General features: G+C 72.4%; 17 protein-coding genes. 16 read left to right on the forward strand and 1 reads right to left on the reverse strand.

The features are described 5' to 3' along the window. Positions 1-21: 21 nt before the first annotated feature. On the reverse strand, positions 22-1,131 hold the full coding sequence (locus tag ACIP5O_RS11005; protein WP_401291266.1) for a C40 family peptidase: 1,110 nt from the start codon (positions 1,129-1,131) through the stop codon (positions 22-24). Positions 1,132-1,763: 632 nt separating this feature from the next. Here ACIP5O_RS11005 and ACIP5O_RS11010 point away from each other — a divergent pair. The 16 genes from ACIP5O_RS11010 (at position 1,764) to ACIP5O_RS11085 (ending at position 13,331) form a co-directional block, all read left to right on the forward strand. Continuing rightward, positions 1,764-2,519 carry a DNA-methyltransferase gene (locus ACIP5O_RS11010; RefSeq protein ID WP_401291268.1) on the forward strand — a complete coding sequence of 252 codons (756 nt, stop codon included), beginning with the start codon at positions 1,764-1,766 and terminating at the stop codon, positions 2,517-2,519. A 106-nt stretch (positions 2,520-2,625) separates the two neighbouring features. Further along, entirely contained in the window at positions 2,626-3,288 is a 663-nt protein-coding gene (locus ACIP5O_RS11015) for a DUF4913 domain-containing protein (protein WP_401291270.1), read from the forward strand. Next, the gene (locus ACIP5O_RS11020; RefSeq protein WP_401291273.1) at positions 3,285-3,797 is read left to right on the forward strand and encodes a hypothetical protein; all 513 of its coding nucleotides are present in this window, start codon (positions 3,285-3,287) and stop codon (positions 3,795-3,797) included. The genes ACIP5O_RS11015 and ACIP5O_RS11020 overlap by 4 nt, the downstream gene beginning before the upstream one ends. Beyond that, positions 3,794-4,450, forward strand: coding sequence for a DUF3631 domain-containing protein (locus ACIP5O_RS11025; protein WP_401291275.1), 657 nt, complete (start codon positions 3,794-3,796; stop codon positions 4,448-4,450). The genes ACIP5O_RS11020 and ACIP5O_RS11025 overlap by 4 nt, the downstream gene beginning before the upstream one ends. Beyond that, entirely contained in the window at positions 4,447-5,124 is a 678-nt protein-coding gene (locus tag ACIP5O_RS11030) for a hypothetical protein (RefSeq protein WP_401291278.1), read from the forward strand. The genes ACIP5O_RS11025 and ACIP5O_RS11030 overlap by 4 nt, the downstream gene beginning before the upstream one ends. Before the next feature lie 109 nt (positions 5,125-5,233). Continuing rightward, positions 5,234-5,578: an SH3 domain-containing protein gene (locus ACIP5O_RS11035; protein ID WP_401291281.1), complete on the forward strand. Its 345-nt coding sequence runs from the start codon at positions 5,234-5,236 to the stop codon at positions 5,576-5,578. Between the two features lie 142 nt (positions 5,579-5,720). Beyond that, a complete protein-coding gene (locus ACIP5O_RS11040) occupies positions 5,721-6,419 on the forward strand; it encodes a hypothetical protein (protein ID WP_401291284.1) in 699 nt (232 codons plus the stop codon). A gap of 408 nt (positions 6,420-6,827) precedes the next feature. After that, positions 6,828-7,265: a hypothetical protein gene (locus ACIP5O_RS11045; RefSeq protein WP_401291286.1), complete on the forward strand. Its 438-nt coding sequence runs from the start codon at positions 6,828-6,830 to the stop codon at positions 7,263-7,265. After that, the gene (locus ACIP5O_RS11050; RefSeq protein WP_401291288.1) at positions 7,262-7,684 is read left to right on the forward strand and encodes a hypothetical protein; all 423 of its coding nucleotides are present in this window, start codon (positions 7,262-7,264) and stop codon (positions 7,682-7,684) included. Before ACIP5O_RS11045 ends, ACIP5O_RS11050 begins: the two co-directional genes overlap by 4 nt. Next, on the forward strand, positions 7,685-8,104 hold the full coding sequence (locus ACIP5O_RS11055) for a hypothetical protein (protein WP_401291291.1): 420 nt from the start codon (positions 7,685-7,687) through the stop codon (positions 8,102-8,104). 43 nt (positions 8,105-8,147) lie between these two features. Further along, complete coding sequence (locus ACIP5O_RS11060; protein WP_401291293.1) at positions 8,148-9,050, forward strand: winged helix-turn-helix transcriptional regulator; 903 nt, start codon at positions 8,148-8,150, stop codon at positions 9,048-9,050. 62 nt (positions 9,051-9,112) lie between these two features. Continuing rightward, on the forward strand, positions 9,113-9,463 hold the full coding sequence (locus ACIP5O_RS11065) for a hypothetical protein (protein ID WP_401291296.1): 351 nt from the start codon (positions 9,113-9,115) through the stop codon (positions 9,461-9,463). A gap of 29 nt (positions 9,464-9,492) precedes the next feature. Then, positions 9,493-10,755, forward strand: a complete 1,263-nt coding sequence (locus ACIP5O_RS11070; RefSeq protein WP_401291299.1) for an MFS transporter — start codon at positions 9,493-9,495, stop codon at positions 10,753-10,755. A gap of 29 nt (positions 10,756-10,784) precedes the next feature. Beyond that, on the forward strand, positions 10,785-11,981 hold the full coding sequence (locus tag ACIP5O_RS11075; protein ID WP_401291301.1) for a hypothetical protein: 1,197 nt from the start codon (positions 10,785-10,787) through the stop codon (positions 11,979-11,981). Positions 11,982-12,032: 51 nt separating this feature from the next. Then, positions 12,033-12,836, forward strand: coding sequence for a DUF317 domain-containing protein (locus tag ACIP5O_RS11080; protein ID WP_401291303.1), 804 nt, complete (start codon positions 12,033-12,035; stop codon positions 12,834-12,836). 18 nt (positions 12,837-12,854) lie between these two features. Further along, positions 12,855-13,331: a hypothetical protein gene (locus tag ACIP5O_RS11085; RefSeq protein WP_401291305.1), complete on the forward strand. Its 477-nt coding sequence runs from the start codon at positions 12,855-12,857 to the stop codon at positions 13,329-13,331. Positions 13,332-13,376 lie beyond the last annotated feature (45 nt).

Raw genomic sequence — 13,376 nt, forward strand, 5'->3', positions numbered from 1 at the left:
GCGGGCCGGGCGGGGCCGGTGTCAGAGGACCCGGCGCGCGCTGTGGGCGGCGTAGTCGGCGAGCGTGCTGAACCGGATGTTGCGGCCGGTGCGCGGCGCCTCGATGACGAGCCCGTGGCCCGCGTACAGGCCGACGTGCTCAGGGGCGGCCGTGGTCCCCCGGCTGAACACGAGATCTCCCGGGCGGAGTTGGGTGAGGGGGACGGGTCGGCCTTCGTGTGCCTGGGTCTGGGAGACCCGGGTGAGAGTGATGCCGGCTTCCTTGTACGACTGCTGGGTCAGGGAGCTGCAGTCGCAGCGCTTGAGCGGGTCCTGGCCGTGCGGGTCCTTGCAGGACCCGCCCCACTGATAGGGCGTACCGAGCTGGTGCATGGCCCAGTCGAGGGCGGTCTTCGCGCGAGGGTCGGCGTCCGCGGGGATCGTGTATCCCTTCGGGACCGTGCCCTCGGGGATCGGGCCGGTGGCGGGACCGCCGCTCTGCGGCTCGCACGAGTCGGCCGGCTGTTGGGCCGGTGCTTCGTCTGCGGAACCGTCGGGCGCGTGGAGTGCGGTCACCAGGGCCTGCTGCAGGGCGCGGGCGAGGGGTTCCCACTGGGCGTAGGCGTCCGGGAAACCGGAGCGCTGTACTGCCTGCGCGGCCTGGGTGACCGTCATCTGCTGCCAGCCGGAGACCTTCAGCAGGCCCTCGTAGAACTTCCTGCTGGCGTAGGCGGGGTCGCGGATCTGAGCGGGAGTTCCCCAGCCCTGGCTCGGGCGCTGCTGGAACAGGCCGAGCGAATCGCGGTCGCCGTAGGCGAGATTGCGCAGGCGGGACTCCTGGATCGCGGTGGCCAGCGCGACGACCTGGCCGCGTTCGGGGACGCCGAGATCGATGCCGGTGGCGACGATGGTGTGGGCGTGCGGGATCTGCTCGTCGGGCAGTTCGAGGCCCTCGATACGCGAACCCTTGGCGCCGGAACCACCGAGGACGGCGGCGACCTGCTGCTGCACAGCGGCGGCGTCGACCGGGGCGGTAGTGCAGGACGGCACTGTCACGGCCGAGGACCCGCCGGCGGCGGCGACCACGGCCGTTCCGGCGAGGAGAAGAGGCGGGAGGCAGAGCGCGCCGATCGCGGCGGCGATGCCCTTCACTCGCGAGCGGCCTCCGGGCGGCGGGCAGCGAAGCGGTGGCCTGGGGACGGGGAGGGACGGGACTGGGACATGGCGAGTCCTTCGAGGTGGGCTCCGGCCGCACGGTGTCGAGAGGAAGGGCCGTGCGGCCGGAGCGGTGTTGCGAGGGGGCTGGGCGGGGTGCGTGTTGGCTCACGCACCCCGTCAGGCAAGGGGGTTACGGGCGGAACATCAGAGGGACCTCCGTGAAGCGGGGAAGACGAGGAACGTGTGGGCGGCGTCAGCAGGGGCGGTACATCAGTGGCCTCCGTGTCGGGGTCGGTGGTGCTGGGAGGGAAGGGGTTCGGGGCGGCGCGGAGCGCGTGCGGGGTCACGGACGGAACACAAGGACCTCCTGGGCAGGAGTGGGAGGGGTGCCATCGGCGGTGTCCGCCGGGCAATGACAAGACAGTAAACCCGGATCCCCGGTCACCGAAATCGCCGGCCGGAATCGGAACGCTTTTCTTGGCGTTTCGGCGGTGATGCTTCTCAACCGGGGATCGTGCCTTACTGTTTCGGCCTCCCCCCTTTGCGCCCGACGGAGCTTGGCCTCCGTTGCATTGGCGCGCTCTCAGGGGCTCCTCCTGTTTCCTCCTCCGAATTGGGGCATCCTCATGTCTTTTTCCCTGCACCACGGTGACGCGCTGAGCGTCCTGGCGAACCTGCCCGACAGCTGTGCCGACTCCGTCATCACCGACCCCCCGTACAACTCGGGTGGCCGGACCGCGCAGGAACGCACCAGCCGCTCAGCCCGGCAGAAGTACGTCTCCGCCGACGCCAAGCACGCCCTGCCGGACTTCACGGGCGAGAACATGGACCAGAGGAGCTACACGCTCTGGCTGACGCAGATCATGACCGAGGCGCACCGGGCCACGAAGACCGGCGGAACCGCGCTCCTGTTCACCGACTGGCGCCAGCTCCCGGCGACCACCGACGCCCTCCAGGCCGCCGGCTGGCTGTGGCTGGGCATCCTGACCTGGCACAAGCCGCAGGCCAGGCCCCAGAAGGGCAAGTTCCGGCAGGACTGCGAGTTCATCGTCTGGGGAGCGAAGGGCCGGGTCAACGCCTCCGCGAACCCGGTCTACCTGCCCGGCCTGTACAGCGCCTCGCAGCCCTCGGGCAAGGACCGCAAGCACATCACCCAGAAGCCCGTCTCGGTGATGCGCGAGCTCGTCAAGATCTGCCCGCCGGGCGGCACCGTCCTGGACTTCTGCGCCGGATCCGGCTCCACCGGCGTGGCCGCCCTGCTCGAAGGGCGGCAGTTCATCGGCATCGAGAAGACCGAGGAGTACGCGGCCGTCGCCACCGAGCGCCTGTCGCAGACCCTGCGGGAGACCGCGTCCCAGGAGGACTTCGTCCTCGGGGCCTGAGCGGAAGGGCGCAATATAGCGGCCGATCCCCGGTTTCCGAAACCGGGGATTCTCCGGACCATCGGATCCACTGAGTACCGGCTCCGGCTGCAAGGAGATCCTTTTCGTGTCCGAATTCACCGAGACCCCCGACGGCGGGGAATTGGAGCCCGTCCGTGTTCCGGAGCCGGACCTCGAATCGATCGAGGTGTCCGTCCGGAAACTCCTCGACCGCTCGGCCGAGCAGGCGCGGGTCATCGACCGGCTCGCAGCCACCCCGCCGACCGACCCGCGGTCCGCCGGCATGCCGTTCGCCGGCTTCCCCGGCATGCCGGCCTTCACCCCGCCACCGGAGCCCAAGCCCATCCTGGAGCTGGAAGGCAACGAGTTCGAGGACGAACTGGCCTCCCTGACGGACTGGGTCGACGACGTCCTGATGGACGTCTACGGCGCCGAGATCACCACCGCCGCGCCCTGGTGTCCCGAGTGGCAGGAGCATCTCGACGTCGTGGCGTGGCTGCACGCCCTGTGGATGGCCTACCAGCAGCACAAGGAGCCGGACGCCGGCGCATCCGGGATGTTCATCTGGCACCGCGACTTCCTCACCCACGCCATGGCCCACGTCCGCTCGCCCGGCGGCCCGCTCAGCGCCTGCCAGACGGACCCGGAACGCCCCGAGCACCGTCTCCTTCGCGGTCCCGGACCGTCGACCAGGACCCTCGCCCGCGACGCCCGATCGCGGCAGGAGAACGGTGACGCGCCCTCGACCGAAGCCGGTTCCGCGTCATGACGACCGAACCCCGCCCGGCCGCCTACGGGCTGTCGTTCAACCCGGGGGCCCTCAGGGACCTTCATGTCCTGCCGCAAGACATCCGGGACCGGGCACTCGACCTGATCGACGGCGTGGTCCGGGCCCGGATCACCGGCCCTGAACTCGCCTACGAGCTGCGCGAGTACCGCAAGCTCTACCTCGGCGCCGGCTCCGAGTGGCGGATCGTCTACCGCCTGCAGAACGCCCCGCCCGACTCCCAGCACACGGTCGAGGCGCACATCGTCGCCGTCCGGCCCCGCGCCCGGCACGAGGTGTACGACGTCGTCCGCGCCCGCGTGAACCGGCCGCGCCCACCAGCCGGGCCTCGTGTCCACGCGGCCCGCACCATCCCGCCCCAGCTGCAGAGCAACGCTCCTCAGCCCGCGACCAGGTCCGCCGCGACTACTTCGCCGGCGCCGCCGTGGCGGCCGGCGGACCTTTTCACCTCGCCCACGACCCCCACCGATCCCAAAGGACCTCAGCGTTGACCACCCGCAGCCCGATCCTCCGCTTCCTCGACGCGTTCCTGGACGACGAACTCGCCCGCGTTCCCGCACCCGCGCCGAACCCGCACCACCAGGCCCTCCTGGACGCGAAGACCCGCCAGGACCACCTCGAAGACGAGCTGCGCGACATCATCGACGGCCCGAAGACGGTCCCCGACCCTCAGGGCGGCGGGGAGTTTGCGGCCACCGTGGCCGTCCTCACGGACCTGATTGCCGCGAGGCGGGAGGTGAACCGGCTGCTGGGCGACCACTCTTGCTCGGTCCCGGCTGCGCCGGCCGAGGCCGAACGGGACCAGGCTGCTCCTCCGATGGACCCGTGCTGCTTCCCCCGTCGCCCTCTCGGCGGAGAGTGCATCGCGGCTGCCTGCCTGGCCGTCTTCTCCGCGTACGGCTCCCCGGACGCCCTGGCCTCCGCCGACCTCGTCGACGGCCTCCGAACCCTGCCGGGCGTGGCCGAGGGACGCTGGCCGTACGCGTCCCTCACACAGACCAGGCTGGCCGCGCTGCTGCGCCCGTACGAGGTCTCCAGCCGCGACATCACCCTCCCCGACGGCCGACGCCGCAAGTCGTACCGGCGCACGGCCCTCCTCGCTGCCCTCTGCCCGGACTGCGCGGGCTTCTGGGAGGCCCGGTGACCGCTGCGCCCCAGGCGGCGCCGACAGCTCTGGACGGACCGATCGAGCAAGCCGTAGGAGACCTGGCCAGCCTGCATCACGATCACCACGCCGGGCTGCTCTCGGAGGACCGCGCCGCCCTGGCGACCGCGCACCGCGACCTCGGGACTGCCGAGACCGCGGTCGCCTACCACCGCAACGTGCTGATGCAGCTCTCCTCCGGCACGCACCTCGTCGACGCCGCCCTGCTCGACCGGATGAGCCGGACCCTGCGGGATCTCGCCCAGGCCGTTGCCGACCGGGACGAGAAGCAACTGCGCGCCGCCGCTGCCCTGGAGACGGTTCGGGCCTCCGCTCCGCCTACGCCCCCGATCAGCGCCGAACTCGCCGCGCACGACCTGGCCGCCCTGCTCTCGCTCGCCGCCGGCGGAACCATCCGCGAGCACCTGCACACCCACCGGGTCTCCGTACGGACGACCCAGGGTCGCCTCGTGGACTACATGGCCTTCCAGCGCCTCGAACACCACGGCCTTGTCGCGAGGGACACGTCCCGCGACCTGGTCGTCGGCCAGCCCGTCACCCTCACCGACGCCGGCCGCTCCACCCTCATCGGCTCCCGCCACCGCGCACAGCCGAAGCCTGCCGCGCCCGCCCGCCCTGCCGGCGCCTGGCCCGCCCCGGCACACAGCCGCTGAATCACCGTCCGCCGGCCAACGGCGGACGGCCCCGAGGCCCCAGCCTCGCCACAGGCGGACAGCCTGCCCCCGCCCTCCCCATCCCCAGATCCCCCAAGGAGATCCCTCCGTGCGTTTCACCCGCGCCGCCCTCACCGCCGTCGCCCTCGCCGCCGTCGCCGTCCCGGCCGCAGCCTCCGTCGCCACCGCCGCGACCACCGCAGCACCTGCGACCGCCCCCCTCGTACGCGCCTGCGACCTCCCTGGCCCGTGGACCATCGGCACCAGCGCCGTCAAGATCCGCAAGAGCCCCACGACCAGCTCCACCGCCGTGGGCGTCCTCTACAAGGGCCACGGCTTCACCGTCCACTCCTCCCGGAGCGGCTGGCACTACATCACCGACCTCACCACCGGCGTGAAGGGCTGGGTCTCCGGCACCTACGTCTACCGCGACGTCCGCATGTGCCTCGACTAATCCTCAGCCGCGTGCCGCCGGATCTCCCGGCCGCCCGCGTCCGGCATCCGCGTGATCCGTCGCGCCGTGTCGTGTCCCCGCTCCCGCAGTGGGGACACGACGGCGCGGCCCCCCTCCCTGCGATCGAAAGCCCCATCCGTACGTGACCGACGACAACCCCGACTACGACCTCGACGGCTTCGAGCCCGCTGCCCCCTGCCACGAGGACCTCCTCGATGCCGTGGAGAGCTCGTCGTACAAGGTCCTCGGTGAGCACCGCACGTGGACCGATGCCTACTTCGTTCTGTACGACGAGGGCGCTACCTGGGGTATCCCCGGGGCACCTCAGCTCAGAGCGGTACACGTCGCCCGGGACCTGAAAGCCCGTACCTTCACGATCGACAGCACAGAGTTCCCGCTGATCGCGATGGCCGAATCGTGGCTGATCGCGCGAGGCTGCCCGGCTGCCGTGGTCGGCCCCGACCGCTACCGGCCGGCCGACCCCGTCACGCACGCCCTGGAAACCCGCATCCGCCGCGACGGCGACCACTTCGCCCTGCTCGCCAGCTACACCGACGACGAGCGCGACGCACCCGAGACCGCGGTGATGCTGCGCTCTCTCGACCCGGAGGCCGGACCGGAGTTCAGGATCCTGCGGGAGTGCGTCGACATGAGCGCCGGCACACACACCCTGCGCGAGGGCGGCTTCGCCACCTACGACCAGGCCATCCAGTGGTGGGAAGCCTGGAGCGACGGAGACGCCCCACCGCTCAAGCCGCCCGCCCCCACCGTCCTGCGCACCGCGCCGACGGTCGCGCCCGGCCCCCCGGCACCGACAGCGGCCAGGCCACCAGGACGCTGACCCGGCCGGTCCTACGCCACCGAGGCCGCCGCTCTCGGACAGATTCGGCCAGCATCAAAAGTGCGCAATATAGCGGCGGATCCCCGGTTTCCGAAACCGGGGATTCTCCGGACCCTTGCCTACTACAGCGGCCCTCTCGCAGGGCTGCATTTCCCTGTTCCCCCTGGTCCGGAGCCTCCGCCGTGTGCTACTCACCCGCTTCCATCGAAGCCACCGTCCTGCCGAGCCGCCCCCTCGCGTTCCGGTCTCATCCGCCGCGGGCGGCCGGCCGGACGGCCCCGTCCGGCGGAGGACGTCACATCGCAGCCGCAAGTGCCCCCGGCCCGGCCGCCGCCGGACACAACCGCCGCGACGACCGCGCCCGCCCCTGACCTTCCCCGCCCTTCATCCTCTTCTGGAGCACCACCCGTGTCCGAGACCCCCGACTTCCTCGACGGCGAGATCGTCGCCGTGCTGGCCGGTCGCATCGAAGCCCGATTCGGGACGCCGCTCGACGAACTGATCCGGTCCGCGGACCAGCCGTCCGCCACGGCCGGCCTCACCAGCGTCGTCCACGCCTACGGTCTGCTCGCCCAGGCGCAGTCGGCGCTGGAGGAGGCCGAGGACATACTCGTCGCCGCCCTGGAGACGGGCACGGACGAGGTCCTGGACGACCCGGCGATGAACCTGGCCCACCAGGTGAACCGGGCGGTCGAAGCGCGGGACCTGTACGCCCAGTGGGTCCGCGCGCTGGTGGAGGTCCCGGCCGGACCACAGCGCGCGCGAACCAGTCCGGCGCCCCGGCTGACCACCACGCTCCCTGTCGCCGCCCCGGCCCGGCCCGCACAGATCGGAATCGCACGATGAGCGTCGCCAACAAGAAGAGCAGCCGTGACGAGGCACTGGAGCACGCGTTCGGTGCGCCGCTCGCCGACCTGTACGTACAGGCCGCTCGGCCGGGAGCCTCACCAGCTCTCACCCGGGCCCTGGAGGCGCGCGCCATGCTTGCCCTGGCCGAGGAACAGGTCGTCCGCGTCCGCGACCGTGTGCACGAGAACATGGCCCCCACCGGCGACTTGGACCGGCTGTCCGCGGAAATCCTCCAGACCGACGTGTACTGGCTCGACGCCGCGCTCGACGGCCGGCGCGGATACATCCGAACGTTGGATGCCCTCCTGACCACGATGCCGCCGCCCACCACACGCTCCACTCCCCTGACCAGCAGTCTGCCTCCCGCGCAGCCCGCCTCCTCGGCACAGGTCCGGCCGACAGCGCGGGGACGCTGAGTGCCCGATCCGTACGCCGCCTCCCGGGCGGCGGGGGACCGGATCGAATCCCTCTACGGCCGGCCGGTCACCGAACTCGCCGCCGGGGCCGAACCGGGCACCATGCGCTACGCCCTGCTCAACGCCTTCGACGCCCTGCGGCACGCCGACCACGGCGTCGTCTTCTACGCCGAGCAGCTGCATCGCCTGACCGCCGCGGGGCGCACCTTCGAGGCCGCGGACGCCGGGCACATCCTCGACGCCGCCCGCCGCCTGGCCCACGCCGTCACCGCCCGAGACGCACACAACAAGGTCCTCGGCGACGTCCTGCAGAGCCTCCACCGCGTATCCGAACCCGCGCAGGCCACCCCACCGGCCCTCCCCGAGACCGCCGTCGACCTGCCGCCGGCCCTGATCCCCCCTGCCGCCCGCGTGCGGTGACCCGCTTCCCACCCCTGTTCCTCTTCTTCCGCTGGAGTCCGTTGTGGCCGCTGCCCGAGCCCTTTCCCCCGACCTGCGTCGCGTCGCCGAGACGCTGGAGATGATTGCGCCGCGCTGGAGCGTCTGGATGCTCATGACCCTCGCCTCCGAGCCGAAGGGCCTGCGCTACACCGAGATCCAGTCCCGCCTCCCCTGGCTCATTGCCAGTCAGATCACCCCGCGCGTTCGCGCCCTGTGCGAGACCGGGCTGCTGGAGCGCACCGAGGTGACCCACCGGCACGTCACCTACAGCCTCACCGACCGCGGCCGTGCGCTTCTTCCGACGCTTCACGCCCTGGCGGAGTACGGCGATCAGCACCTCGACAAGCAGCTCGTCGACACGACGATCGTCATGGAGGGCAAGCCGCAGGTGATGCAGCTGCCCGAGCGGATCCCGGCCGCCCAGAACGCCGAGGACGCCCTTGCCCTGATCTCCTACCGGCACGCCACCCCCCTTCTGTGGGCTCTCAAGGAACGCGGGCCGTCCAGCATCGTGTCCCTGCGCAAGACGCTGCTCCCCGGCTACAGCCCCAGTGCCGTGTACCCGCCCGTGCACCGGCTCATAGACGACCGCTTGGTCTCTGCCCGCCAGCCCGTCTGGCCCACCGGCGCCGAGGACGAGGGAATGGAGCTGCGCCTCACCGACGCCGCCCACGCCCTGGCCCCCGTCTACCGGGCGGCATCCGCCTGGGCGAGCGGCCGGCCCCACAGGGACGCCGACAGTCACCCGCTGTGGGGCGCCTCCCGCCTTCCGGCCGCCGCGCGCACGGGGCAGTGGGCCGCCCACCAGGCCCGTCAGAGCACACGCCCTGCCCTGCCCGTCGCCCAGCCGCCTGCTCCTGCCCCGGCGAAGACCTGGCGTCCGGCCGACCTGTTCTCCTCCCCGACGACCGGCCCCTGCCGGTGACCCGGACACCTCGGCCGGCGCCCCGGCTCGGCGAAGCAACCGTCCGCTCTCTGCTCGGCGGGATGCCCGCCCGGGATCCCGTCGGCAGTCATGCGGCAGCCCTCCTCGGCCGCCTCATCCGCGAAGAGGCCGACGTGCTCAACGGCATCGCCGAGCAACTCCAGCGGCAGACCGAGTACGCCATCGACCAACTCAGCCGCGTCGCCGACGGCCGCGACCAGTACCGCCACCGTTCCACCGACGGTGTCCTGCAGCTCACCGGCCCGCAGGTCGACATGCTCCTCGCCCGCCGCGGCGACGCCGTACGCCACCTGACCGGCCTGTGCACCGCCTTCAAGGCCCTCTCCCAGGCCACCGCCGCGCCCGCACCGGCCGTGAGCCGCGCCCCGGCTCGCCGCCCCAACGGCCGCTGAACCTACGTACCTTCCACTGGAAACGTTCGATGCCCCGCACGCACTCCACATCCCGGCCACCCGCCGGCCGTCACGCCCGTATTCCGGCCTTCGGCCCCGTGCGCGGTGTCTACGTCCCCCGTACCGCGGACGCCGGCGCGTTCGCGATGAGCACCTACGGCATCCCCCTGCTCGTCCTTGCCGTCACCGACTCCGCCGCCCTCACCGGCCTGGCGTTCGTCCTCGAATGGCTCCCCAGGCTCTCGGCCTTCGCGCTCGCGGGTGCCGCAGTCGACAGGGTCGGCAGCACGCGGGTGCTGCGCACCGCCTCGGTGCTGCGGGCCGTGGTCGTCCTGGCCGTCGCCGGCACCCTGCCTGCGATGGGCGATGGCCTGGGCGCCGTCGTCACCGTCATGGTGCTCGCCGCCGCGACGGGCGTCCTCAGCGAGTTCGCGTACATCGCGGCCGAGACCGCCGGCGGCGCCGCGAGCCGGGACGCGGGCGACCACGCCCACCGGGTCCAGGCCGTCCTGCTCGGCATCGATCAGTGCGCCACGCTCGCCGGTCCGGCCCTGGCCGGCGTCCTGCTGCAGTACGTCGGCGCGACCGGCATGCTCCTCACGATCGCCGCCTGCTCCCTGCTCGGCGCCGCGCTCGCCCCGCGCCAGCGCCCCATCTGGCCGCAGAAGGCACCCGCCCCGGTCGTCCAGGGCATCAAGACCGGCTGGAAGACGCTCCGGTCGCTGCCCGCCCTGGGGTGGCTGTGCGTCGGCCTGCTCCTCTCCAACTGCGCGATCGGCCTGGTCCAGGCCGCCGGCCCCGTCCTGGTCATCCAGCAGCTCGGCGGCACCAGCAGCCAGGTCGGACTGGTCTGGTCCGCCGCCGCCGTCGCCTCCCTGGCCATGGTCGCCCTCGCCCGCCTCGCCATCGACCGCCTCGGCTTGTGGCCGGTCGGCGCCGCAGCCGCCGCCCTCGCCTCCGCCACCTGCCTCGCCCTCGCCGCCGCCCACACCTACACCGTCTTCCTGGTCCTCGTGGCCCTCCTCATGGCCGGCGAGGCAGGCATGACCGTCGTCCTGCGCACCCTGCGCGCCCGCCTGGTCCCCGCCGAGGTCTTCGGCGCCACCCTCTCCCTGATCATCCTGCTGCTCCTGGCGCCCTTCCCGATAGCCGGAGCCCTGGTCGCCCTCACCCCGCCCGACCTGCTGGGCCACGCCATCACCGTCTGCGCCGTCCTGCAGGCCCTCGGACTCGGCGTGTCCTTCGCCAAGCTCCGCAGCCACCCCGCCGCCCGGCGTCCCGCGACCGCGTGACACCTACCCGTACAAGGAACCGCCCCGCCATGACCCAGCCGACCGACGACACCCGGCACGAGCAGCGTCTGCGCCTGCACGAGGTCGCCTCCCTCGACGACCACGCCTTCGACCTCTATATAGAGGAGCGGTTCGACCAGCTGGTCACGGCCGCGATCGCCGACGCCGACGGATGGCTCCGCCCCGAACAGCACGAGGCCCTCCACACCAGCGGACGCCTCCTCCAGCTGCACGACGCCCTCACCTTCGCCGAGGGCGACCTCCAGGTCGCCGCCGAGCGGATGACCTACCACGGCGACGCCCGCGCAGCCCGGACCACCCGCCTCCTGCGACGCGTCCGCACCGTCCTGCACGAGGTCACCCGGAAGACCACCGCCGTACGGCGCGAGGAGGGACGACAGCGGGAAGCCAAAGCCGCGCCGCCCTCCACCGACATGATCGCCATGGCCCGAAACTGGCTCGTGGACGCCCTTCCCGACCACTTCAACCGGCTGCTCACCAGGACGTTCGCCGAGGCCGGATTCCCCCTCCGCCCTGCCGCTGCCGACGTCTTCGGCACGGTCGAGGAAGGATGGGACGACGGTCTCCTCACCGAGCCGCGTACCCCGCAGGTGGACGAGCTGCTCGCCAAGGGCGCGGTCGCCTTCTGCGGGCTGGTCGCCGACGACGTCCGGGCCCAGAACGCCCGCACCACGGCCCTGCGCCACCCGCTCCTCCAACGGCGCTGGGCCCAGGCCCTGGACGAACTCGCCGAGCTGACCATCCCCGTGGCCCGCGCTTCCAGCTCCTCGGCCCTCGGCTCACTGCCCGCAGATGTCTACGATCTGCCGGAGACCGACGCGTACAAGGTCTTCAACGGGCGCCGCTTCCTCACCGCCGTCTGGCAGCGCCAGGCCGAGCACAAGCACCTCCTCCGCCAGTACGCCGTCACCGTCACCGAACGCCGCCGCTCGTCCCCGGAACACCAGCTGCGCCGCCGGGCCGTCGAGGCGGCCATCGACCGCCTCGTCAACCAGCAGCCGGCCGCCGTCTCCCGCATCGTCACCGGCCTGCTCCCGCACATCACCGGCGACGGCCTGATCGAACTTCCTCCCGGCGAACGCGTCAGCCTCAAACGCCGGCTCGTCACCGAGGCCCGCGCCGCCGCCGTGCCGACGCGGACACCGGACACGGCGCCGCCCCCGCCCGCCCCGCGTCCAGCCCCAGCCACGTCCGCCATGCGCTGACCCAGCCCCTCCTCGCACACCCCGGAGCCACCCCTGCCCGCGCCCCAGCCCGTGGACGGCGACGTCTACGTCACCCCCCGATACCTGGCCGGATCCTCCGGCCACGGCGACGCCGGCTTCGCGCCCGTCACCCACTGGCCCCACCACCACCTCGACGATGGCCCCCACCAGCTCGTCGTCACCAGCCCGGACCACCGCATCCGGACCGGCTGGGCCGGAGACGACTACGACCTGTGGACCATCAGCGCCGCACCCGACGCGATGTCCTCACCGCAGTGGACGGCCATCGCCAACCAGAACACGCCCGCCGAACTCGTCGGCGCCCTGACCACCGCGCTCGCGCACGACTGGGCGGAGGACAGCGACCGCTTCCTCCACGCCGCCGGACCCCGGTCCCACGCCGTCGCACCGCTCATTGCCGCCGGCTGGACACTCAGCGGCCCGGACCGCGGATGGCTGCACGTCACCGCTCCCGACGGGCAGGCCGGGGCGAGCATCGACATCGTCAACCGGCACCCCGACGAGGCGATCACGCTGTGGGCCGGACCCGCTGGGTGGGGAACTCGCGCCGGGATCGCCTTCAGCTCCCGGACACCACCCCACCTGATCGCCGCCACCGCGAAAGCGTTCACCGACCCCGCTCCTCTACCTCGCTGGCAGGACACCCTCCACCCGCGCCTGGCGGCCCACGCCACACTCACCCCGGTCGTGCCGCCCCGGGCACCCGCCCCGACGCCGCGCGACATCCGACCCCGGATCGCCGCCCGCCCGCCGGTCCCCACCGGCAGCGTCCCGCGATGGAGCACCACCACCCCCTCGGCGCTACTGCCCGCCCGCCCCGCTATCCGTCGCTGACCACCAGGAGCCCCGCGCTTGCCCCTGTTCGCCGAGCAGTTCTTCGACGACCACCTCACCCTCCCGTATCCGGAGGCGGCCGTCGTCGGGGACACCTACTACGCCAGACCCGCCCCCGACCTTCCTCTCCGACTGCGGATCAGCTTCACCGACACCCGCATGCACCAGCGCTACGACGGCCTGCGCCTCGAAGTCGTGCACCTGGAACGCGGGTTGATCGATGCCCAGTGGCTCAGCTTCGCCGACCACCATGCCTTCGCCGCCCGCGACAAGCGACTGGGCACCAGGCCCGGGGAAGGAAGCCACGCCACGTTCACCGACTGGGGCCACGCCGACGTGCCGCCCTGGCAGGGCATCGGTGCCGCCGGCCTCCGCAAGGCGATCGACCGCTACGTCCAGCTCTGGTTCCCCGGCGCTCCGCCGGTTCGTACGGGATCGAAACCCTCTGCGGCCCTGCCCGGCCGGACCACCGTCCCGGCTGCTCGCAGCCGGTAACTCCGCCTCGCCGCTGCCCTCACCACCGACACCTACTCCGACAGG

The sequence above is a fragment of the Streptomyces sp. NPDC088915 genome, assembly GCF_044749825.1.
Lineage (GTDB): Bacteria > Actinomycetota > Actinomycetes > Streptomycetales > Streptomycetaceae > Streptomyces.

Excerpts from the sequence above, each read along its gene's own strand:
- ACIP5O_RS11010 (WP_401291268.1), top strand. The coding sequence starts at position 1,764 with ATGTCTTTTTCCCTGCACCACGGTGACGCGCTGAGCGTCCTGGCGAAC.
- ACIP5O_RS11020 (WP_401291273.1), top strand. The coding sequence starts at position 3,285 with ATGACGACCGAACCCCGCCCGGCCGCCTACGGGCTGTCGTTCAACCCG.
- ACIP5O_RS11050 (WP_401291288.1), top strand. The coding sequence starts at position 7,262 with ATGAGCGTCGCCAACAAGAAGAGCAGCCGTGACGAGGCACTGGAGCAC.
- ACIP5O_RS11065 (WP_401291296.1), top strand. The coding sequence starts at position 9,113 with ATGCCCGCCCGGGATCCCGTCGGCAGTCATGCGGCAGCCCTCCTCGGC.
- ACIP5O_RS11070 (WP_401291299.1), top strand. The coding sequence starts at position 9,493 with ATGCCCCGCACGCACTCCACATCCCGGCCACCCGCCGGCCGTCACGCC.
- ACIP5O_RS11075 (WP_401291301.1), top strand. The coding sequence starts at position 10,785 with ATGACCCAGCCGACCGACGACACCCGGCACGAGCAGCGTCTGCGCCTG.